This window comes from Microcoleus anatoxicus (assembly GCF_042465725.1).
Classification (GTDB): Bacteria; Cyanobacteriota; Cyanobacteriia; order Cyanobacteriales; family Microcoleaceae; genus Microcoleus; species Microcoleus anatoxicus.
Genome location: NZ_CP120853.1, coordinates 1,881,533 through 1,902,945, shown reverse-complemented (window position 1 = coordinate 1,902,945; position 21,413 = coordinate 1,881,533). Strand labels below are relative to the sequence as shown.

The following is a 21,413-nucleotide window of genomic DNA, read 5'->3' as shown; positions in this document are numbered from 1 at the left end:
GCAGATATTACCTGCCCTACTTTCCTCTTCTCCTTTCTTCCTTCGCGCCCTTCGCGTCTTCGCGGTTCGTTAAATAGGTAAATTTTGTGAATAAGCTAGAACTATGGCATTAGTAATTGCAGGTGAACGGAGTGGTGCGGGAAAGACTACTGTAACGATCGCCCTTTTAGCTTATTTAATCCGCCGAGGCTTGAATGTTCAATCTTTTAAGGTAGGCCCGGATTACATTGACCCAATGTTTCATGCTTATGTCACCGGCCGCCCCTGTCGGAATTTAGACGCGATATTAACCTCTGAATCTTACGTGCAGGAGTGTTTTTACCGCCATATTCAAGATGTGAATTGTGCCTTGGTGGAAGGGGTAATGGGATTATTTGATGGAGTGAGTCGAAGCAATAAGTCAGCCCCGCCCTACACATCCGAAAAGTCAACCCCCCCCTACCCCCCCCAAGGGGGGAAGAAGAAGCCCCTCCAAGAGGGGAAGAACCCCCACCAAGAGGAGAAGAACAACTCCCCCCAAGGGGGTAATAATAACTCCCCCCTATCCCCGCCTTGGGGGGAAGAAGAGTTCAATTATGATTTTTCCTTTGCTTCTACGGCTCATGTTGCTTCTTTGCTGAATTTGCCGGTATTGTTGGTGATAGATTGCAGCAGACTTTCGGGCTCTGTAGCTGCGATCGCCCACGGTTTTCGCTCTTTTGACAAAAACCTGAATTTTGCTGGTTTAGTATTGAATCGGGTGGCGAGCGATCGACATTTAGAATTACTTCAAGATGCCCTAAAACCGCTGAATTTACCTGTTTTGGGGGTGCTGCGACGGGATGAGGCTGTGACTATTCCCGATCGCCATTTAGGTCTGATTCCCGCTGAGGAGTTGCCACATCTTCATGATGCGATCGACAAGTTGGCTGATTTGGCTGCTGTGGCTTTTGACTGGGAAAAACTTTTGCCAATGCTGGCTGCTACTTCTGATGAGGGGGGTGAGGGGTCTGAGCAACTTTTGGGTAGATACAGTCTCCCTTACTCAATCGTAACTAAAAAAAATGATAATGTCAATAGTTTGGGCAAACAATTTGGAGTGAGGATTGCGGTGGCGCGCGATCGGGCTTTTAATTTTTACTATCAGGACAATCTGGATTTATTGGAAGAGTTGGGTGCTCAATTGGTCTTTTGGAGTCCGGTTGATGATGCTGTATTTCCTGACAACGTGCAAGGTTTATATTTTGGGGGCGGTTTTCCTGAAGTTTTTGCGCAGGAATTGAGCGGTAATGTGGTGATTCGAGAGGCGGTAAAAAGTGCGATCGTTGCGGGAATGCCGACTTATGCCGAATGTGGAGGTTTGATGTATTTGTGCGATTCCATTGTAGACTTTGATGGCAATTCTTGGGAAGGGGTGGGAGTGTTGCAGTCTAGTGCTGAGATGGGAAAGCGTTTGACTTTGGGATATCGAGAAACTGTGGTGGTGAGAGATAGTTCGGTGTTAAGTTCGGGAGATATGGTTTGCGGGCATGAGTTTCATCGATCGCAATTGACTGTAGAACCGACTAATCCAGTTTATCACAGTTGGAGGTACGGCAAGCGGGGGGAAGTTGAGCCGATTGGTGAAGGATGGGGAGTTTATCAAGTTCATGCTGCTTATTTGCACTTGCATTGGGGAGCTCGGCCTGATATTCCGGCTCGGTTTTTGCAGCGGTGTGCTGAGTTTGATTGTAATGGTGTTTTGGGCGATCGGGCTTAAATAATATTTTTTTAACGAACCGCGAAGACGCGAAGAGCGCTAAGGAAGAGAGGAAGAAGATGAAGGGAAGATGCGTAATTTCTGTAGGGATTTATGAGTGAATCAATTTCGACTAAGCGGTTATTGGCGCAATGGGTGACACCGGAGAATTTTCGGAGTTACGGTCAAGTTATTTCTGCGAGTTTTGATGGTAAGTCTTTTGATGCTGAGGATGCTCGGTTAAATTTGCAAAATGGCATTCCTAGATTCTACATTATGCGACTGCAAAATCAAGGTCGTAAGTTTCGTAAAATTACGCGACACGTTGAATGTACGCAGTGTTTGGGTTCTCTGGAAGGGAAGGATTGGTTGATTGCTGTGGCACCTCCTTGTGAGGGCGATCGACCTAGTTTGGAGGAGCTAGCTGCTTTTCAGATTCCTGGTAATTGTTTTATTAAGTTGGAAGTGGGAACTTGGCACGCGGGGCCGTATTTTGAGGGGGATTTTATTGATTTTTATAATCTGGAATTGAGCGATACTAATATAGTGGACCATTTTAGCTATGATTTTGTTAAAAGTCACAAGCTGGATTTTGAAATTATCTGTTGAGTCAAAAAATATGCTCTGGCTGTGCTATTATCTCAAATAGCTTTGAGCTAGCTGTTTCAGGATTTTGAATGTTTTGGGGAGGTTTAATATCTATGATATCAATTCCGGTTGTATCTGAATGATTTAACCGCGAAGGCGCGAAGTACGCGAAGGCAGAGAAGAGAGAGTTTAATAATTCCAATGAAGAGAGGATTTTATATGAATTATCCACTGTATTCTCTTTTGATTTTACCCTATACGCGATTAGAACTCCCTGGATGGGCAAAAGTGATGAATATCATGGGTGTTTACCGGGACTATTTATGGAAAAATGCTCCTATACGGGAGATGCGAGGGAAGTTACACGGTTATCGGATGGCGATGGATCTTTCCAAGTGGAACGATCGCATGAGCTATTTTTTAGGTCGTTATTATGATTTGCCAACACAACTCTTAATCCAAAATTCTGTACAGCCTGGGGACAGCTTTATTGATGCGGGCGCGAATACAGGTATGATTACTCTTTTGGCTGCGTATCATACAGGAAAAGCGGGATGCGTATACTCTTTTGAACCAAATCCTCTGGCATTTCAACAATTGCAAGCTGCGGTAACAGATAATGAATTGCAGCAAGTTTTTCTGCACCAGTGTGGCCTTTCTGACGAGGAAACTGAACTGACACTGACAGTGCCTACAGATGTTACTGGTTTGGGTACTTTTGCTGAACTTCCCGCAAAAGATCGCAGTTTGATTTCCAATCAGTATCGAGTACCAGTGTATCGCGGAGATGAGATGTTGCCTGATAATCTTCCTGGTGCTACTTTTATTAAAATTGATGTGGAGGGGTTTGAGGTGAATGTGATTAAAGGTTTCTCTCAAACGCTGCAAAAATTTCGCCCTGGGGTGTTGACGGAAGTTGTAGGAAGTCATCTGGAACGGGCTGGTTCTAGTGTGGCAGAACTTTTTTCTGTGATGGGTGGTTTTGGCTATGAAGGTTTTAATTTGGAGGTGCAACGGCATGGTTTTGGCGATCGGCTAAAATTGTCTAAGGCGCAAGTAGGAAACACGACTGATGATGTGGTTTGGCTGCATTCTGAGAGTCCTTTATGCGATCGCCTCAGACAGTGGATGGTATAGGGCATTGGGCATTTGTACGATCGCGAAGGAGAAGGTTAAGGAATTGATGGATGCTGAGGATTTTGCTTTGCCTCCGCTGGATGTGGCGGTTGAGAAATTGCGGGAAACTGTCAGTGTTTGAGTTGGGAAAGTGCGAGAGTCAATTGATTTTTTTACGAGCTTGACTCAGATAGCTTGAAATGGTATCAAATAGGAATCAGCATAATTTTGCGAAATAAAATGAACGAAAAAAATGAAGCCAATAAAAACTATGAGACAGTTGGTGATGATGATGTTTTGTTATTCGATGAAGCTACTTTTATGGTGCGTAGGTTTAAAAAGTTAACCGCCAACAGGTTTAGCAAGATACTTGAGACTTATGTAGAACATAATGCCCAAGGAGGTAAGAAGCAGATAATTGATTGTATGAACGAGCTGCGGATCAACGAACAAATAATAATTTTGGGTTCTGAAATAAACTGGAACTCCCCTAAAGAAGGAATCGATTGTCAAATTCTAAAAATTGGTTCTAAGGGTTGGCAAAAAGGAAAGATTAAAATAGAAGTTAATGAAGATTTACAGTTGGGTGAAACACAGGTATGTATAAATTTTTGTGCGGATGAACCACCAGAGCAAAAATCGCCTTTAGACGATATCAGACAATCTGAGGAATACAAAAAACTGCTCGAAAATAACTAATAGCCCGATCGCCCTTACAATACAATAATCGATCGCACTTCAACGCTAGCAAGAAAAAAATGACAAATATAGAAGAATATGTCGATCGCACTGCCGAACTGATAAACTTGCCCTTAGACCCAGAACATCGGCCTGGTGTTGTGGTAAACTTCGAGAGGATAGTGGCGATCGCCCAACTTGTTACAGAATTCCCTTTACCCCCAGAAATAGAAGCTGCATCGGTGTTTGAACCTTAAATTTTTAACCGCAGATGAATGCAGATGTTTTTTTAAATAAGGCGGATGCGGTTGCTACGGCAGCGGCGGTTAAAAGTGGTAGAGTTACGGCTACGATAGCGGTAAGTGCTGCTTTGGAACGGATTGCTGTTGCCGATCGAACTTTTAACTGTTTTACTAATGTGATGGCCGATCGCGCGCTTGCGGATGCTGAAAAAATAGATAGTGCGATCGCAAATAACGAAAATCCAGGCCCGTTAGCAGGTGTACCCTTCGCCGTCAAAAACCTCTTCGACATCGGCGGAATTACGACCCTAGCAGGCTCAAAAATCAATGCTGACAATCCTCCAGCTACCCGTGACGCGGGGGGGGTGGCTCGACTCAGACAAGCGGGTGCGGTGCTCCTAGGCACTCTTAACATGGATGAGTACGCCTACGGTTTTGTCACGGAAAACAGCCATTATGGGCCCACGCGCAATCCCCACGATACTGCGCGGATTGCTGGCGGTTCCAGTGGCGGTTCCGCTGCGGCGGTGGCTGCGGGTTTGGTGCCCTTTACTTTGGGCTCGGATACTAACGGTTCCATCCGCGTACCGGCTGCTTTGTGCGGTGTTTTTGGTTTTAAGCCTACTTACGGTCGTTTGTCAAGGGCTGGCGCTTATTTGTTTTCTAGTAGTTTGGATTGTGTCGGGCCCTTTGGGCGATCGCTCCGGGATATTGCGACGCTGTATGATATCTTGCAAGGGCCCGACGATCGCGATCCAGTTTGCACTCAGCGCCCCCCAGAACTTTGTTTACCGCAGTTAAATCGAGGGATTGAAGGATTGCGAATTGCGGTTGCTGACGGGTATTTCACTACAGGGGGCGAACCGGAAGCATTGGATGCAGTAGAAATAGTGGCCCAAGCCTTGACTAATATCCTAAAGTGTGGTAATGAGACAGTAAAAACAACAACAAACCCCCCGAAAATTGGGGGGCTTGCGACTGTAAGCATACCGGAATCCGATCGCGCCAGGGCTGCTGCATTTATGATTACCGCCTGTGAAGGGGCAAATTTGCATTTAGAGAATTTGCGATCGCGCCCTCAAGATTTCGATCCGGCGACGCGCGATCGTTTTTTAGCAGGAGCTCTGATCCCGGCGGCTTGGTACTTGCAAGCGCAGAGATTCAGACAGTGGTATCGCCATCGGGTTGGCGAAATTTTCCAAACAACAGATATAATCCTCGCACCCGCAACCCCGATTGCTGCGCCTTTAATTGGCGTCGAGAAAATGGTAATAGCCGGACAAGAAACAAGAGTGCGTCCCAATCTGGGACTGTTCACCCAACCTCTATCATTTATTGGCTTGCCCGTACTGTGCGTACCCATACAGCGCCCAGGGGGTTTGCCCTTGGGAGTGCAAATTGTTGGTGCTCCCTACAGCGAAGCGGTGATTCTCCGAGTCGCTGCGGCATTAGAATCGCAAGGCATTGTATCTGCCGAAGCAATTGGCTGCTAATTCTAGGGTTTGTTGTTGCGGTGGAAGCGTCTTTTTGTTCTTCTGGCAATCGCTTTGCGCTTTTGCTTTTCCAACGGGGTTTCAAAGTGGCGGTGTTTTCTCATGTCGGGGAAAATTCCCGCTTTGGAAACTTGTCGCTTGAACCGTCGTAGGGCTGACTCAATCCCTTCGTTTTCGCCGATTACAACTTGGGTCATTCTTTCTCCTTAGTGTTTGTTCGATCGAGTTCTATCATATCAAGGTTTTTGGCAGCGCGTCTTGCCGGAGGTGAGTTTTTCCTGGAGATGTATGGACACTCCCTGGCGTTAACGCGCGGGGATTCTTTGTTCTAAGAGCTAACTTGCTCTAAATAAACTGTACTTCCTCGGCAGTTAATTTATTGTGTTGAGCGACATTTTTGATGTCACGATGAATTACTTGTTGAGTAATAGATTGTGCATATCTGATCGTAAAATTTTCTACCATTCTTCTGTTTTGAGCCGGAGACTGGCCAAGGCCCGGACTTGCTCGTCGGTGTCGGAAACTGCAAGCGATCGCAACAAAGGCAAAACACCGGAATTTTCGGGATAATGTTCGAGAATGGCTTCCAAAGCTGTAAACCGGGGATTGTAAGGAAAAGAACCCTTTTGACCGTAGGGATCGCTCAGGGCCCGATCGCGCAAAAACTCAAACATTCCCGGCGAGTCTTTCCATCCCCGCATCAACTCTACCAGGGCGATCGCCCGCACCTGAGAATCTTCATCATTTTGAGCTCTCATCAGGAGCCACTGAAAAATCTGCGATTCATCTGTCCCACCCCGCGCTAACTTTTGCAAAGCCATTTGTCTGACAGCCGGACTCTCATCGCCCTCTGCTTTAGCCTCCAACAGCATCCAAGTTTCAGGATTGTCCGGCCAGTGGCGAGCCAACTCTTGCACCGCAGCTTGGCGAACCACCGCATCCCCAGAATCAAGCTGAAGTTTCAGCCAAGGTAAGGTTTCCGGGTGATCTGGCCATCCGCCCACGATCGCACACACCAGCACACTCAGCAGGTGATAATCTTGCTCAGAGTCCACTAGGCTTTTCAAAAAAGGTAAGGTGTCGGCCAAATAAGACCAGCGAGAGGCTATTTGTTTGACAGCAGTTTCTCGGACGTTGAGATGTCTGTCCGACTGGGCGAGATTTTGCAACCAGACAAACACTTCCAGACTCGCAGAGGGTAGTGCAGCCATGGCTTCCACCACTACCTCCCGCACAGTCCAGTAATCTTCGGAATCAGCTATTTGTTGCAACAGAGGGAGGGTTTCCGGGCTATCAGGCCAACCTGCGGCTATCTGTTGTAGGGCTATTTCTCGCAGTTGGGAATCACGATCGCCCCTAGCTAGATTTTGCAAAAAAGGTAGAGTTGCAGGGTTGTCGGGCCAGCCAGAGGCCACTGCTTGCACTGCCGCGCTCCGGACTGCCGAACTTTCGTCGGACTCCGCCAGAGTTCTCAGCAGCGGATAAATCTCTGGTTCATCCCGCCAGCGCGCCGCTAATTCTGCGATCGCCGCTATCCGTACTTCTTTGCTCCTATCCTCACAAGCTAGGGTTTTTAGCAGCAGACAAACATCGGCCGCTGTGGGCCAACCGGATGCCAACTCCTGCACTGCTACTGTTCGTAGAGTAGAACTTCCGGTGTGGGCGAGGTTTTTGAGTAGGGAAAAAGTGCCTAAAACCGATCGCCAAGCAGAGGCTATGGCTCGCCAAGCTGCGACTTGGACTCCCAAATTTTCGTCGGTGTCAGCGATGCTTCTGAGTAATAGTAAGGTGTCGGTTCGATCGTGCCATTTCTCGGCCAAAATATACAGTGCACAGGTGCGGACAGCGGGGCTGCGATCGGACAGAACGAGCTTAGTCAGCAGCGGTCTGATCTCGTTGGAGTCTGGCCAACCAAGGGCGATTTCTGTGACTGCGGTCGATCGCACTGCCCAACTTGGATCGGATGTGGCTAACTTTTTGAGCATCAGGTAAATTTCTGGATTGTCTGACCAACCGCGGGCTAGGGCTTTTACGGCGGTAGCTCGGATTTCGCCACTGTCGTTGGAGTGAGCGAGTATTTTCAGCCAGGGCAGAGTTTGGGGGTCATTTTTCCAAGTTGTGGCGATCGCTGCGATCGCTTGGGAACGAATTTGATATGTTTCTTGCAATTCTTGGCCTGTTTGATAAAGAATCAGGAAACCCATGCCATATTGCGATAATTTTTTTAAAGCCTTTAACAGTTTAATTTCTGTTTTTTTATTTACTTTTCCCGCCATTTTGGAGAGACATTTGGCTGCCAAAAATAAATTGACAAACTTTTGCTCCTGACCGTTTTTATCTGTTAAATATTCTAGGATTTCGCTGGCGGTTTCTGGGTCGAGGCTGGCTGCTATTTCCACCAAAATCTCATGCCAAGATTCCTGTCGCCAGTGACGATCGAAAACTTGGGATTTTAGTTCAGATAAACTCAGTTTAGCTGTGTTTAATTGTAGATTAATTAACTCAGTCGATGTCTGGAATTTTTGAGATGCAATCTTGGTTTGTAACATACCGATGCTTTCCCGCCCCCTGAAACTTGTTTGCCTTTAAAATCATAAATCTACTCCCCCTTACCTGATTAAAATCTCTAGTTTTTTTGAGGTTTTAAGAAGTTAAAGTAAAATTTATACTTTTTAGCTTCCGCATTACCCTAGATAAAATTAACCAGTATTTCCAAGGGATACCAATTCTATAAACTATTGCTACAGTTCATTATGTCGGCTTTGTGGCCTCAAGTCAACATCCTGTCGCTTCTGTTGCATTGTTTTTGGAAATGGTATTAGTTAAGGGGTTTTACTGAGCAAATTACCTGTATTTTATAGTAAAACCTCTGGTTCGGCATCGTTTTAATGCAAAATCCGCCACCATTCAGAAAAGTCTGAGTTGGTGGCGGATTTGGCTCAAATAATCACAGGGGAAAATCTAGGCAATAGCTACTTGTACGCGATCGCCTACAACTTTAACCACAAAAGTGGGAATTTTTACCGTTTCATCGTCCAAACATTGTCCAGTAGTCAGGCTAAAGTTGTGCTTGTAAATGGGAGAAGCCACTTTCAGAATGCCGTGGCGATCGCCCACAAGTCCCCGCGACAACACAAAAGCCTTGCTAAACGGATCGTAATTGCTGAGGGCATAAAGTTCATTGCCATTTCCTACTCGAAAAATTGCCACTTGTTTGTCGGCTACTAAAGCACAAACTCCTGTATTCGGGGCGATCGCATCTAGGGAACATACATCTACCCAAGTTGTGACTGTATCGGCAACCGATAATGATTGAATCATGTTTTTTTCCTGTTAATTTACTTCTATAGCAGTCCTTGCAGGAGTCGTAAAGTTTTTTACCCCACCCCAACCCTCCCCTTATTAAGGTCCGGGAGTAAGAAATTCACAAATAATTTAGGATTGCTATATCTAGTGGGAGGGTAGGCACGGGGGCACTACCCCTACAACAGCCTGATTTTCCTGAGAATGAAACAGCCCTGCCTGATTAAGCGGGGTTATAGCAAGGGTGTTTCATTCTCTTCTAGGAGAAGCCCCCCGTGACTGTCCCAATTCCTGAAACATCTGTACGGGCAATCCCACGCCCGGTTGCCAAGAGTGGCTGGGGAGGGTTTATTCCGAAACTCCAACCAAAGCCTTTTCATGTTCGTAAGGTGGCCGTGTTTGTCCCCTTTCCGCAACACGAACAATACTCGGATCTGGTGAATCAGAATTTACAAAATGTTGGAATCGTTGCACCTTGTGAGGGTCTTCAATCGTCGTTTTCCACTCACATTGATAAGTATTCACTAAATGCTCCATTTGCGCTTCTAACTCAGCACAAATACCCAGAGAATCCTCAATAATCACCTGTTTTAAGTATTCAATTCCGCCCTCAAGTTTATTAAACCATGTAGCGGTACGTTCCAGGCGATCGGCAGTACGGATATAGAGAATCAAAAAGCGATCGATATACTTAATCAAAGTTTCCTTATCGATATCCGTCGCCAGCAAAACCGCGTGTTGTGGCTTAATGCCACCATTGCCACACACGTACAAATTCCAACCATTTTCGGTGGCAATGATCCCAAAATCCTTGCTTTGAGCTTCCGCACATTCGCGAGTGCAACCAGAGACAGCAGACTTAAATTTGTGAGGAGCACGTAAACCACGATATCGCAATTCAACCTCGATCGCCAAACTCGTAGAATCCTGCACCCCAAAACGGCACCAAGTGCTACCCACACAAGATTTTACAGTCCGCAAAGCCTTACCATAAGCGTGTCCCGACTCAAATCCCGCATCAATCAACCGACGCCAAATATGCGGCAACTGATCCACACGCGCCCCAAACAAATCGATCCGTTGCCCGCCAGTAATCTTAGTATAAAGTCCAAATTCCTTGGCAACTTCCCCCAAAACAATCAACTTATCGGGAGTAATTTCTCCACCCGGAATCCGTGGCACCACGGAATAAGTACCATCGCGTTGAATATTTGCCAAAAAGTAATCATTTGTATCTTGCAAACCAACATGAGACTTCTCTAAAATATGCTCATTCCAAGTAGAAGCCAGCATGGAAGCAACCGCAGGTTTGCAAATTTCGCAGCCCTTACCTTTGCCATGTTTGGCGATCGCCTCTTCAAAAGTTTTAATCCCCTGAGAGCGCACTAAATGGTACAATTCTTGGCGAGAATATTCAAAATGCTCGCAGAGGTTGTTTTTGACAGCAACCCCAGCTTTCTTCATCCCAGACTTGAAGATGTCTGTCACCAGAGGTACGCAACCGCCACAGCCCGTACCAGCTTGGGTGCATTTCTTAACGCTAGCAACATCAGTTAAATTGCGATCGCGAATAGCATCACAAATCTGCCCTTTGCTGACATTATTGCAAGAACAAATTTGAGCAGAATCCGGCAAACTATCCACTCCCAAACCAGCAGGGACTCCGCCTGCTCGTGGCGGCATCAACAAATCTTCAGGATGGGGAGGCAGAGCAATTTCATTTTGCATAAATTGCAACAAAGTGCCGTAAGCAGAAGCATCTCCCACGAGAATTCCACCTAAAATTCGGCTCCCATCTTGATTCAAGACTAATTTTTTGTAAACACCTTGGAAGGTGTCAGCCACAACAATTTCCTTAGCATCGGGAGACTTAGCAAAAGCATCTCCAAAACTAGCAACATCCACCCCCAAAAGTTTAAGTTTTGTGGACATATCCGCACCAGTAAAAGTGCTTGTGGCACCGGCATCTGCGCCGTCATCTACTAAACTGCTTAAAATATTCGCTGCGACTCCAGCCATGGTATAACCCGGAGCAACTAAGCCGTAAATCCGATTGTCATAAAGCGCGCATTCCCCGATCGCATAAATATCAGCATCCGAAGTTTGGCACTTATCGTTAATCACAATACCACCCCGTTCACCCACTTCAATGCCACAACCTCTGGCAATTTCATCGCGGGGGCGAATCCCGGCAGAAAACACAATCGTATCTGTTGCCAATTCCGAACCATCAGCAAACAGCATTTTGGTAACTTTGCCATCTTCACTGACAATTTCAGTAGTAGACTTATTGGTATGAACCGAAACTCCCAACTCTTCTATTTTGTTGCGAAGAATTGCACCACCAGCATCATCAACCTGTACAGGCATCAGTCGCGGTGCAAACTCAACTACATGAGTTTTCAAACCCATATTTTGCAGAGCATTGGCACATTCTAATCCCAATAAACCGCCACCGATGACTACGCCAACCTGGCAATTTTTAGCGTAATCTGACATCGCCTCCAAGTCATCAATTGTCCGATAAACAAAAGTCCCCTCAGCCTCTTTACCTTTAATAGGCGGTACAAATGGATAGGAACCAGTGGCGAGAACAATTTTGTCGTAGGGAACTTCTAAACCATTTGCTGAAGAGACTGTTTTTTGTTCCCGATTGATACCAACTGCTTTGTCACCGATGTGGATTTGAATTCCATTTTCTTGATAAAATCCTGGTTCAACTAGAGATAAATCTCCCGCTGTCTTCCCAGAGAAAAAACCGCTGAGGTTGACGCGATCGTAGGCGACGCGAGGTTCTTCGCAGAAAGTAACTAAATTCCAGTATTTCGCAGCATCTAAGTTGACCATTAACTCTAGGAATTTGTGGCCAACCATGCCATTGCCGATTACAACGAGGTTTTTTTTTGCTGTCATTAGAATCTATTTAATCCCTTATATCAGTCGTTGTTTTATTGATATAAGAATTTTGAAAAACAATTTGTATTTATAGATACAAGATATTAAATATTATGCAATTATTGAAGAACATATATTGAGTTTTTGCATAATCTCATACCTATGTATCCTGGAAGTATCTTTGACATGAAGACGCATATTTTTTTCAGTGACTAAACTCACTTTTTCCCAAATTTTAATTATTATTTAAGCTCCCATTCCCGAATATTGTTTCAAACCCTGTCGCCACAGCCAGCGATTCCATACAAAAAACACTGCACCCCAAGCAAACATTACCAAAAAACCGCGCCCTATATCAACAGGTAATCCAATTAAAATTGCAGCAGGAAAATGAATTAAATAAGGAAAAGGTGTCCACAAAACTACTTCGCGTACTGGTGCGGGAAACACTTCTAGGGGCGCAACCAGTCCAGAGAGGAATAGATAAATTAAAAACCAAAATTGTTCGATCGCACTGGCGCGTTCTAACCAAAAAGCAAACAGCGCAAAGGTATACTGGATCAGGAATCGCAGGCAAAAAGCCAATGCAATTACTAGCACAAACAGCAAAAATCTGCCAGCACTCGGCAACCAAAAAGACTGCGGGTAAAGCGCAAAAAATAGCATGGTTAATCCGAATACAAAGGGTAGCCGCGCAAACCTTTCGGAAACATGAGAGGCAAAGTGATGCCATACTGGATCGAGAGGCTGCAACAACTTATTAGATAAAGTTCCTTGTACTACTTGTTTTTCAAATTCCCAAATCACCCAAACGACATTGGTTTGTCGCACAATGAACGCTGCTAAAAAATAACGGGCAAAGTCGATGGACTTCAGCCCAAATTCCCCAGTTTGTGCCGCCTGCATCCACACACCCATCAAGATAAACGGCAAAACTCCCGACAGCGCCCACAACAGCAATTCTGCTCGGTATTCTAGCATATAAGCATAGTAGGCAGTTAGCAAAGTTTTAGCAATTCTGATAACTTTTTTCATATCAATTTTAGATTCTTATGTGTGATAATTAGCTCTGATCCCCCCTAACCCCCCTTAATAAGGGGGGGACTGGAAGCGGTCAAAGTCAACCCCTACTCCCCTTATTTGCCCCCTTGGGGGGTGGGGATTTAGGGGGATCTAGACTTCGATACAAGCCAGAAAATTAGAAAAAAATTACACTTTTCCCGTGCGAAAAACTCTACCGATGACCTCTTCAATGGGCGGATCGGTAACAGTCAAATCCACCACTTCTAACTCCGCCAACATCTTTGCTACCCCCACCATCAATTCCTCCCTTTTTACCAAAAATCGCACCGATTGTCCTTCCATAGATTCTACCTCCCCGTAAGCAGAAGCACGATCTTGAGATAGCGGATTGGCTAATTCTACCTGAACTTGTCGATAAGGTGCAAATCTGTCGAGTAATCCATCCAAATTACCATCATAAACTAATTGCCCTTCATGGATTAACAAAACTCGTTTGCACAAAGCAGTAATGTCTGCCATGTAGTGACTCGTTAATAGCACCGTTGCTTGATAGCGTTCGTTATATTCCCGCAGAAATTTCCTCACACTAAACTGCGCATTTATATCTAAGCCTAATGTCGGTTCATCTAAAAATAATACCTCCGGTTGGTGCAACAATGCTGCCATCAATTCCGCTTTCATTCGTTCACCTAAAGAAAGCTTTCGCACTGCCTGATTTAACTTGCCTTCTAGGGATAACATCTCCGTAAGTTCCCCAACTCGCAGTCGATAATCTTTCTCAGGGATTCCGTAGACAGCGGCATTGATTCTCAGAGAGTCCAGCACTGGCAAATCCCAGATTAGCTGCTGTTTTTGCCCCATGACTAAGGTGATTTTTTGCAAAAAATCGGCTTGGCGGTGAAATGGAGTGCGATCGCACACTCTTACCATACCAGCAGACGGATAAATTAAACCAGTCAGCATTTTCAGCGTCGTAGTTTTGCCCGCGCCATTAGCCCCCAGAAAGCCTACAACTTCCCCCGGTTCAATACTGAAAGAAACTCCCTCAACGGCTTTCACATTGCGGTAAGTGCGCTTAAAAAAGTGTTGCATGGTTCCTTTTAGTCCCGGTTCTTTAATGGCAATGGGATAAACTTTGCTCAAGTCTTCAACTAAAATAATTGGCATTAGCTTAAGGTTTAACTTTTATTTCAATCTAGTATATTCCGGTCTGGCTGGTGCAAAGATGCAATAGTTAAAATTTTTGTCAGATTCTTCCAGAATCAATCCTTACTGAGTGTAGAATCAGAATATTGCAACATATTCATTATTACATCTCAATCAGTTTACAACTATGGCACTTAAAGCAGATAATTCCGGCATTCCTCGTTTGGTAGGAGACAATTCTCCCGAAAATATTACACTTACACCGGGACAAGTTGCTAATTTTCCTGGGGGAGTTTGGGTGCTGGGTGGTAATGATACTGTTACTGGTTCATCGGATGCAGAACGAATTTTTGGTAACGATGACAAAGACAGTCTCTTAGGTGGTGCGGGTAATGATTCTATTTATGGTGGTAAGGGTGATGACGATATTTTAGGAGAAATTGGCAATGATTTCCTCACCGGGGACAGAAATAGTGATTTCCTGGATGGTGGCGTGGGAAATGATTTGTTGCGTGGGGGTCAAGGTATTGATTTGTTAGTTGGTGGTGATGGCAATGATACTTTAATTGGTGACAGAGATGTTGATGTTTACAAAGGTGGTATAGGCAGCGATGTTTTTGTGTTGAGAGTCGATCAAGCAGGACAAAAAATCATTGGCTTTGAAGTTCCTGATGCCGTAATTGTTGATTTTGATAAATTCAATGATTCCCTGGGAATTAGCACGGCATTTACCACCAGCAATATCTCCTTTGAACAGGTAAATTATAGCCTGAATGACCCCAGACTGTTGCTGATCGATCCTGCAACTGTAGCGGGTGGAACTAGCTTGTTAGCCAAGGGTGGTATCTCCCAGCGAGACCTCGATCCCGATGGTAATGGCCGTGTGGAAGCTACTAATATTAGGTTCGGTTTTACCAATGCTTTGTTAGGGACTGTGTTGAATGTAACACCAGCAGATTTAACTGGTCGTTTTATTAATGCTAGTTCTGTGCTTTAAATTAGCTAATTGATTGATTATTTCTGTTGCTAAACTCCGACAGGGACTTAAGTCCCTGTCTCATAGCTAAAGTCGGTTGAAACCGACTGTTTGTTAGTATTTGAGTAAGTTGTAACTGAGATATTGCACCAATGTCAATAAGCAGCTTTTTGGTGAGTGAGGGCGGGTTTATTTAACCTGTTTGCAACCTTTAAGGCTATGTGTGAACCCGCCCCTACCAGTTCTTGAGAATGGTGCAATATCTAAGTTTTAACTGACCTTAAAAACTGTTCGATAGCGGAGTTTTTGAATTGCTTTCTCTTGCCAATTCCCAATTCCCAATTCCCAATTACCCATTACCTTTCTCCATTGCCCACTGCATTAAACCGGGGAATAGGCGATAGGCTTCGGCAGCTATAAATGCAGGACCGACGGTGACTTCAGAACGCTTATTTTTAACTGCATCCCAAATAGCCTTGGCAATATCTTCCGGCTGATTTGCCCAGTTAGATTTCAGCATTTCGCTCATTTCTTGACGACGTAGTTCGGCTGCTGGTTCGTGGCGATCGCGAAACTGAGCTCTTTCTAAAAAATCACTGTTAATTAAGCCCGGATGTACGGCACAAACTTGAATTCCTTGAGGTGCTAATTCCAATCGCAAGGTTTCGGTTAAACCTGTCAACGCATATTTACTGGCACAATAGGCAGTCATTTGAGGCAAAGGCATTTTGCCACCAATCGAACCCACATTAACGATTGTACCAGTTTTTCGGGATAAAAAATGTGGCAAAAGTTCTTGAATTGTGTTAACACATCCCCAAAAATTGGTATTCATTAATTGCTGCCAATCTTCGGCGGTAGTTTGCTCCATCAGTCCCGTTAAACAGATACCCGCATTGTTGACTAACACATCGATGTTACCATAAAAAGAGAGGGCTTTTTCAACGAGCGATCGCACTTGTTGAACATCGCCCACATCTGCGGGAATAGCTAACACCGAATTGCCTTGACGTTCCACCATTGCCGCGGCGGCTGCTAGTCTTTCAGGCTGACGAGCTGTCATCACGACATCGTAGCCTGAACTGGCAAATAAAAGAGCCGTTGCTTTGCCACTTCCTTGAGAAGCGCCTGTAATCAAAACTGTTGGAGCCATAGAGTTATCAGTTGTGAATCAGTGGTGAGTTACTGCAAATTTTGTCGTCGATCAAATCTTAAGCCCATTGATTTATTTTTGAGGAAATTTTCCCTAAAAACTGATACCAAAACTCCCATTAATTTGATGATACTTCCAGGATGAGCGATCGCCCAGACGTTGATTGTCAGACAAGTGATTGCCATTAATAGTAAGATGTACGTGGGAGGCATTACTACCCCAATGGCGAACCAAGTAAAAACATGAAATATCATTGTCATAGCGAAGAGACTGGCAACAAGTACAGAGGCTCTTACTTGAATTCGAGGTCGCTTTAGTCCTGTCAAAATTACTGTCTGCAAAGTCATCAGCAAGTTGGCTGGGACTAAAAATGCACAGATAGCTACGCAGTAGGTATGAGAAAATTCGGTCACTGTATTAAAGTCGAGCATTAATCTAATTACGGAACCTGTTGAATATACTGAAAGAGCTTAACTTGATTTTACTTCCCTATCTTAGCACCCTCACCATAACTTAATATTTGACGTTGCAGGTCACTCCCCAGACATATTTCTCTCCCCTTCCTACTGCTGGTAAACTGTCAACAGATGGATTCTTGAAAAAAATTAATATCCGTTGAGTAATGGAAACAATTACTGTAATAATTAAAACAGAATATTTATAATTGTAGGAGACATCGACCAGCTCAAATGTCACAAAGGCTGACGCTGCTCGAAGAACAGGAATTTAAGCTCATATTCTATCTATTGATGCGGGAGTCAAGGATGAGCGGTAGAGCGATCGTCTGTGGTAGTGACAGGCTCAAGTGTTCATAGTTAGTCCCTGGGGAGGATAGCGCTCAAAATCGGATTGGAGATTACAGCAGAAATCCCTACAACCCTCTTTACATTGTACAACGGAAAACACAGAAAATGAATAGACAAAGCACAATCTTACCACTCGAAGAAGTTGACTTGACCAACTGCGACAGAGAACCAATTCATATATCGGGACACATTCAGCCGCACGGGGTACTGATGGCGGTAAGCGAACCTGAACTAGAAATACTGCAAATCAGTGAAAATACGCAAGAGTTACTGGGAATATCTGCTAAAAGTGCGATCGGTCAAAATTTGAGTTTATTCTTAGAACAAGCCGAGCTAGAACAGCTAAAAGTCTGTTTGCTGAAGGAAAACTTAAAAACCATCAATCCTATTAAAATATCCGTAAAAAAAGCCGAAAAAATTTTAGAATTTGACTGCATCCTCCACAGGTGGGAAGCAGTATTAATCATTGAGCTAGAATTAGCCCAATCCCTAGCAAATATGTCAGTATTTAGCTTTTATCATTCAGTTAGAGCGACTGTAAACCAGATTCAAAACTCCCAAGATTTAAATAATTTATGTCAAGTTACTGTAGCAAAAATCAGAAAAATTACAGGATTTGACAGAGTAATGATCTATCAATTTGATGGAAAAGGCAACGGGGCTATTATTGCTGAAAACAAAGCAGAAATGCTGAGTCCTTTTTTAGGCTTAAACTACCCCAGCTCAGATATTCCCAAACAAGCCAGACAACTTTATTTGTTAAATTGGCTGAGATTAATTCCCGATATTAACTACAAACCAGTCCCCATTATCTCACCAAATAATCCTGTTACTAACCAGCCCCTAGATCTGAGTTTCAGCGTTCTCAGAAGCGTTTCTCCCATTCACATAGAATACCTGCAAAATATGGGCGTTGGAGCTTCTATGTCAATATCATTAATCAAAAATCAGAAGCTGTGGGGTTTGATTGCTTGTCACCACTACACACCTAAATATATTAACTGTGAAGTGCGGGCAGCCTGTGAATTTATTGGACAAGTCATGTCTTTAGAACTGCAATCAAAAGAAGGTAACGAAGACTATGACTACCGGCTACACTTAAAATCTATTCAAACCAAAATTTTTGAAGACATCTCGACCTCAGAAAACTTGTCAGAAGTATTAATTAAGTGCCAGCATAATTTACTGGAATCAGTCAATGCGTCGGGAGCTGCAATAGTATTTGGAGAACACTGCTATCAAGTTGGCGAAACACCTGCCAAATCATCTTTAAAAAAACTCATAAATTGGGTGCAATCTCAGCTAACAAAAGAAATATTTTATACAGATTTCCTGGCAGAATCTTATCCAGAAGCAGAGAGCTTTAAAGACACAGCCAGCGGGTGTTTAGCTATAGCAATATCTCCGATTCAAAAAATATATGTATTGTGGTTTCGCCCGGAAGTAATTAGAACTGTAAATTGGGCGGGAAACCCCAATAAAATAGTTCAAATTGACGACGATGGCAGCGAAAGACTGTCTCCTAGGAAATCCTTCGAGCTGTGGAAAGAAAATGTGAAGTGCAAATCATTAGCTTGGAAAGAGTGCGAAATAGAGGCAGCATTGGAATTGAAAAAAGCCATGATTAATATAGTGCTGCGTCAAGCTGAAAAACTCGCGAAATTAAATACCGCCCTGTCAGAATCAGTCGCTAGAGAACGGGAAAAAACTGCTCATTTAAAAATAGCGATGTCCGAGCTTCAGCGGGCGCAAACTCAACTGGTGCAAAGCGAAAGAATGTCTAGTTTGGGACAGTTGGTGGCGGCGGTGGCTTATGAAGTCAGTAACCCAATTAATTTCATCTATGGCAATATAGGCTATGCCAAGGAATATAGCCAAAAATTAATTAATTTAGTTCAGCTTTACGAGGAACACTATCCCTCACCCTCACCAGAAATTCAAGCAGAAATAGAAGCCGCTGAATTAGAGTTTATCATTGAAGATTTGCCAAAATTGCTAGGTTCCATGAAATTAGGAGCTAATCGCATCCGCGAGATAGTTCAGTCTTTGCAAAACTTTTCTAGAATTGACGAATCAGAGATTAAATCAGTGGATCTTCACGACGGACTCGACAGCGCTTTGCTGATTTTGAGCAACCGACTCAAACCGAAGACAGATAAACCAGGAATTAAACTGATTAAAGAGTACGGCTCATTGCCATTAATAGAGTGTTACCCTGTGCAGATAAATCAAGTATTTATGAATCTACTGGCTAATGCCATTGATGCGATAGAAGAGGCAATTGGCAACGATAATTTGTCGTCTAAATTTGGTCAGCATTCAGGGGGAGTTACGTCAGGAATTATTCTGATCGCAACTGAATTTGATTCGGTTCGCCAGATGGGAATAATTAGGATTGCTGACAATGGTGTGGGTATAAAAAAAGCAGTGCAACCAGAAATATTTGAGCCTTTTTTTACTACTAAGCCTGTCGGTAAAGGGGCAGGAATTGGTTTGGCTATAGGCAAGGAAATTGTAGTAGAAAAACACGGTGGCCAACTGACTTGCATTTCTGCCCCCGGAGATGGAGCGGAGTTTATTGTTGAGATTCCCTTGAGCCAAGTTACGAATAAAGTGCAGCGGTGAAGTGACAAGATGTGCGTGCAGTTTAGATTAAAATTAAAGTAGACAAATGGCTAAGTAGATTTGAGCAAATTCTGAGGAAGTGACTGTGACTGAAAAAAATACCGCCCAATGGGATGCCGGCAGATTTGTCAAAACCTTGGCTTATTTCGGTGTCATTCCCTTCATTGGCAGCATTAGCTGGCTGCAACAACTATTTGGCAGCAGTGGGAACACTAAAAAAGACCAACCCAAGCTGGTACTGGTAGCCGGTGCTACTGGTGGTGTTGGTAAACGAGTGGTGAAGCGGCTGCAACAGCGGGGAATCAGAGTGCGCGCCCTGGTGAGAGATAGCAAAAGAGCTCAAGAAATTCTGGGTAAAAATGTCGAATTAGTCGAGGCAGATATCACGCTAGCGGAGACTTTAACACCGCTAGTAACTGAGGGTGTAGAAGCCGTTATCTGCTGCACTGGCACTCGTGTTCAACCCGTTGAAGGAGACACCCCAAACCGTGAGAAATACTATCAAGGCATCAAGTTTTATATGCCAGAAGTGGTAGATGTTCCCGAAATAGTCGAGTATAAAGGCGTGAATAATTTAGTGCAAGCTGTTCGCAGTCAGCTAAGTAAAGCCGGAGAAAAAACTATTTTTGACTTCACAAAACCTACTGAAGATTTGAAAGAAACTTGGGGTGCACTTGATGATATTGTGATGGGTGGAGTCAGCGAAAGTTCGATCCGACTGATAGATAATACAGCTTTATTCACAGGCAATGTTTCTACTGCCAATTCTGGCGGTTTTGCTTCGGTGCGGACTCGGAATTTTGAGAGTGCTCTTGATTTAACAGGATTTAGTGGAATTCAATTGCGAGTGAAAGGTGATGGTAAGCGCTACAAACTGATTGTTCGCAGCGAAGCGAAATGGGATGGCATTGGCTATTGCTATTCTTTTGATACAGTTTATAACATCTGGATTACTGTGACAATTCCCTTTGAAAAACTGATTCCTGTTTTCCGGGCTAAGACTGTGAAAGATGGCTCTGGGTTAAATACTCAGACTATTTATTCTTTTCAGTTAATGCTGAGTAATTTTGAGTATGATGGGGCGCTGAATCCGAAATTTACACCGGGTAGTTTTCAATTACAATTAGAGTCTGTTAAAGCTTATTCTGAACAAGAATTGCCCAGATTTGTGATGGTGAGTTCGGCTGGTGTTACGCGGCCTGGCCGCCCTGGAATTAATTTGGAGGAAGAGCCACCTGCTGTGAGAATGAATGATATGTTGGGGGGGATTTTGACTTGGAAGTTGAAGGGGGAGGATTGTGTGCGATCGAGCGGGATACCTTATACTGTGATTAGACCTTGTGCTTTGACGGAAGAGCCGGGGGGTAAAGCTTTAATCTTTGACCAGGGTGACAATATTAAGGGTAAAGTTAGTCGGGAAGATATTGCCCAATTGTGCGTGCAAGCTTTGGATTTGCCTGAAGCTTGTAATGTTACTTTTGAGGTGAAAGAGGGGGAAAATGGTAAGGCTCCTGGTGATTGGGAAGGTTTGTTTTCTGGAGTTAAATAATGGTTATTTGCTGATTAGTCGGCCGTTGAAACGGCTGTCGAGATTCAAACTTTTGTCTACCTTGGCAGACAAGGGAGGTAGCTGGGGTTGTGTTAACCTGATG

At 44.2% G+C, this 21,413-nt stretch carries 18 protein-coding genes; 10 read left to right on the top strand and 8 right to left on the bottom strand.

Going from position 1 to position 21,413, the window contains the following annotated elements; all coding sequences use genetic code 11:
* The first annotated feature begins 103 nt into the window (after window positions 1-103).
* The 7 genes from P2A85_RS08155 (at window position 104) to P2A85_RS08125 (ending at window position 5,834) form a co-directional block, all read left to right on the top strand.
* Window positions 104-1,738, top strand: coding sequence for a cobyrinate a,c-diamide synthase (locus tag P2A85_RS08155; protein WP_377478559.1), 1,635 nt, complete (start codon window positions 104-106; stop codon window positions 1,736-1,738).
* Between the two features lie 93 nt (window positions 1,739-1,831).
* A complete protein-coding gene (locus P2A85_RS08150; RefSeq protein ID WP_377478557.1) occupies window positions 1,832-2,326 on the top strand; it encodes an ureidoglycolate lyase in 495 nt (164 codons plus the stop codon).
* A gap of 198 nt (window positions 2,327-2,524) precedes the next feature.
* Complete coding sequence (locus P2A85_RS08145) at window positions 2,525-3,442, top strand: FkbM family methyltransferase (protein ID WP_377478555.1); 918 nt, start codon at window positions 2,525-2,527, stop codon at window positions 3,440-3,442.
* A complete protein-coding gene (locus P2A85_RS08140; RefSeq protein WP_377478553.1) occupies window positions 3,378-3,563 on the top strand; it encodes a hypothetical protein in 186 nt (61 codons plus the stop codon). Before P2A85_RS08145 ends, P2A85_RS08140 begins: the two co-directional genes overlap by 65 nt.
* 98 nt (window positions 3,564-3,661) lie before the next feature.
* Complete coding sequence (locus tag P2A85_RS08135; protein WP_377478551.1) at window positions 3,662-4,120, top strand: KGK domain-containing protein; 459 nt, start codon at window positions 3,662-3,664, stop codon at window positions 4,118-4,120.
* Between the two features lie 59 nt (window positions 4,121-4,179).
* Complete coding sequence (locus P2A85_RS08130) at window positions 4,180-4,356, top strand: DUF4089 domain-containing protein (RefSeq protein WP_377478549.1); 177 nt, start codon at window positions 4,180-4,182, stop codon at window positions 4,354-4,356.
* Window positions 4,357-4,370: 14 nt separating this feature from the next.
* Window positions 4,371-5,834 carry an AtzE family amidohydrolase gene (locus P2A85_RS08125; RefSeq protein ID WP_377478547.1) on the top strand — a complete coding sequence of 488 codons (1,464 nt, stop codon included), beginning with the start codon at window positions 4,371-4,373 and terminating at the stop codon, window positions 5,832-5,834.
* A gap of 2 nt (window positions 5,835-5,836) precedes the next feature.
* Here P2A85_RS08125 and rpsU read toward each other — a convergent pair whose 3' ends face one another.
* From rpsU to P2A85_RS08095, 6 genes are all read right to left on the bottom strand, one after another.
* On the bottom strand, window positions 5,837-6,031 hold the full coding sequence (gene rpsU, locus P2A85_RS08120) for a 30S ribosomal protein S21 (RefSeq protein ID WP_006632476.1): 195 nt from the start codon (window positions 6,029-6,031) through the stop codon (window positions 5,837-5,839).
* Window positions 6,032-6,292: 261 nt separating this feature from the next.
* On the bottom strand, window positions 6,293-8,383 hold the full coding sequence (locus tag P2A85_RS08115) for a HEAT repeat domain-containing protein (protein WP_377478545.1): 2,091 nt from the start codon (window positions 8,381-8,383) through the stop codon (window positions 6,293-6,295).
* Between the two features lie 412 nt (window positions 8,384-8,795).
* Complete coding sequence (gene nirD, locus P2A85_RS08110) at window positions 8,796-9,155, bottom strand: nitrite reductase small subunit NirD (protein WP_377478543.1); 360 nt, start codon at window positions 9,153-9,155, stop codon at window positions 8,796-8,798.
* Between the two features lie 330 nt (window positions 9,156-9,485).
* Complete coding sequence (nirB, locus tag P2A85_RS08105) at window positions 9,486-12,050, bottom strand: nitrite reductase large subunit NirB (RefSeq protein WP_377478541.1); 2,565 nt, start codon at window positions 12,048-12,050, stop codon at window positions 9,486-9,488.
* Between the two features lie 228 nt (window positions 12,051-12,278).
* Window positions 12,279-13,067 carry an ABC transporter permease gene (locus tag P2A85_RS08100; protein WP_377478539.1) on the bottom strand — a complete coding sequence of 263 codons (789 nt, stop codon included), beginning with the start codon at window positions 13,065-13,067 and terminating at the stop codon, window positions 12,279-12,281.
* A 174-nt stretch (window positions 13,068-13,241) separates the two neighbouring features.
* Window positions 13,242-14,222: an ATP-binding cassette domain-containing protein gene (locus tag P2A85_RS08095; protein WP_377478537.1), complete on the bottom strand. Its 981-nt coding sequence runs from the start codon at window positions 14,220-14,222 to the stop codon at window positions 13,242-13,244.
* 166 nt (window positions 14,223-14,388) lie between these two features.
* Between P2A85_RS08095 and P2A85_RS08090 the strand changes: the two genes are divergently transcribed.
* Window positions 14,389-15,198 (top strand): calcium-binding protein, encoded by an 810-nt coding sequence (locus P2A85_RS08090; protein ID WP_377478535.1) that lies wholly within the window; start codon window positions 14,389-14,391, stop codon window positions 15,196-15,198.
* A gap of 328 nt (window positions 15,199-15,526) precedes the next feature.
* On the opposite strand, the gene P2A85_RS08085 is transcribed toward P2A85_RS08090, so the two are convergent.
* Together P2A85_RS08085 and P2A85_RS08080 are read right to left on the bottom strand one after the other, a co-directional pair.
* The gene (locus P2A85_RS08085; protein WP_377478533.1) at window positions 15,527-16,330 is read right to left on the bottom strand and encodes an SDR family NAD(P)-dependent oxidoreductase; all 804 of its coding nucleotides are present in this window, start codon (window positions 16,328-16,330) and stop codon (window positions 15,527-15,529) included.
* 29 nt (window positions 16,331-16,359) lie between these two features.
* Window positions 16,360-16,761: a hypothetical protein gene (locus tag P2A85_RS08080; RefSeq protein WP_377478531.1), complete on the bottom strand. Its 402-nt coding sequence runs from the start codon at window positions 16,759-16,761 to the stop codon at window positions 16,360-16,362.
* Window positions 16,762-17,241: 480 nt separating this feature from the next.
* Here P2A85_RS08080 and P2A85_RS08075 point away from each other — a divergent pair, with 480 nt between their 5' ends.
* Together P2A85_RS08075 and P2A85_RS08070 are read left to right on the top strand one after the other, a co-directional pair.
* Window positions 17,242-19,761, top strand: coding sequence for an ATP-binding protein (locus P2A85_RS08075; RefSeq protein WP_377478529.1), 2,520 nt, complete (start codon window positions 17,242-17,244; stop codon window positions 19,759-19,761).
* Window positions 19,762-19,846: 85 nt separating this feature from the next.
* A complete protein-coding gene (locus P2A85_RS08070) occupies window positions 19,847-21,310 on the top strand; it encodes a CIA30 family protein (protein WP_377478527.1) in 1,464 nt (487 codons plus the stop codon).
* The last annotated feature ends 103 nt before the right edge of the window (window positions 21,311-21,413 follow it).

Excerpts from the sequence above, each read along its gene's own strand:
- P2A85_RS08155 (WP_377478559.1), top strand. The coding sequence starts at position 104 with ATGGCATTAGTAATTGCAGGTGAACGGAGTGGTGCGGGAAAGACTACT.
- P2A85_RS08150 (WP_377478557.1), top strand. The coding sequence starts at position 1,832 with ATGAGTGAATCAATTTCGACTAAGCGGTTATTGGCGCAATGGGTGACA.
- P2A85_RS08145 (WP_377478555.1), top strand. The coding sequence starts at position 2,525 with ATGAATTATCCACTGTATTCTCTTTTGATTTTACCCTATACGCGATTA.
- P2A85_RS08140 (WP_377478553.1), top strand. The coding sequence starts at position 3,378 with ATGATGTGGTTTGGCTGCATTCTGAGAGTCCTTTATGCGATCGCCTCA.
- P2A85_RS08135 (WP_377478551.1), top strand. The coding sequence starts at position 3,662 with ATGAACGAAAAAAATGAAGCCAATAAAAACTATGAGACAGTTGGTGAT.
- P2A85_RS08130 (WP_377478549.1), top strand. The coding sequence starts at position 4,180 with ATGACAAATATAGAAGAATATGTCGATCGCACTGCCGAACTGATAAAC.
- P2A85_RS08125 (WP_377478547.1), top strand. The coding sequence starts at position 4,371 with ATGAATGCAGATGTTTTTTTAAATAAGGCGGATGCGGTTGCTACGGCA.
- rpsU (WP_006632476.1), bottom strand. The coding sequence starts at position 6,031 with ATGACCCAAGTTGTAATCGGCGAAAACGAAGGGATTGAGTCAGCCCTA.
- P2A85_RS08115 (WP_377478545.1), bottom strand. The coding sequence starts at position 8,383 with ATGTTACAAACCAAGATTGCATCTCAAAAATTCCAGACATCGACTGAG.
- nirD (WP_377478543.1), bottom strand. The coding sequence starts at position 9,155 with ATGATTCAATCATTATCGGTTGCCGATACAGTCACAACTTGGGTAGAT.
- nirB (WP_377478541.1), bottom strand. The coding sequence starts at position 12,050 with ATGACAGCAAAAAAAAACCTCGTTGTAATCGGCAATGGCATGGTTGGC.
- P2A85_RS08100 (WP_377478539.1), bottom strand. The coding sequence starts at position 13,067 with ATGAAAAAAGTTATCAGAATTGCTAAAACTTTGCTAACTGCCTACTAT.
- P2A85_RS08095 (WP_377478537.1), bottom strand. The coding sequence starts at position 14,222 with ATGCCAATTATTTTAGTTGAAGACTTGAGCAAAGTTTATCCCATTGCC.
- P2A85_RS08090 (WP_377478535.1), top strand. The coding sequence starts at position 14,389 with ATGGCACTTAAAGCAGATAATTCCGGCATTCCTCGTTTGGTAGGAGAC.
- P2A85_RS08085 (WP_377478533.1), bottom strand. The coding sequence starts at position 16,330 with ATGGCTCCAACAGTTTTGATTACAGGCGCTTCTCAAGGAAGTGGCAAA.
- P2A85_RS08080 (WP_377478531.1), bottom strand. The coding sequence starts at position 16,761 with ATGCTCGACTTTAATACAGTGACCGAATTTTCTCATACCTACTGCGTA.
- P2A85_RS08075 (WP_377478529.1), top strand. The coding sequence starts at position 17,242 with ATGAATAGACAAAGCACAATCTTACCACTCGAAGAAGTTGACTTGACC.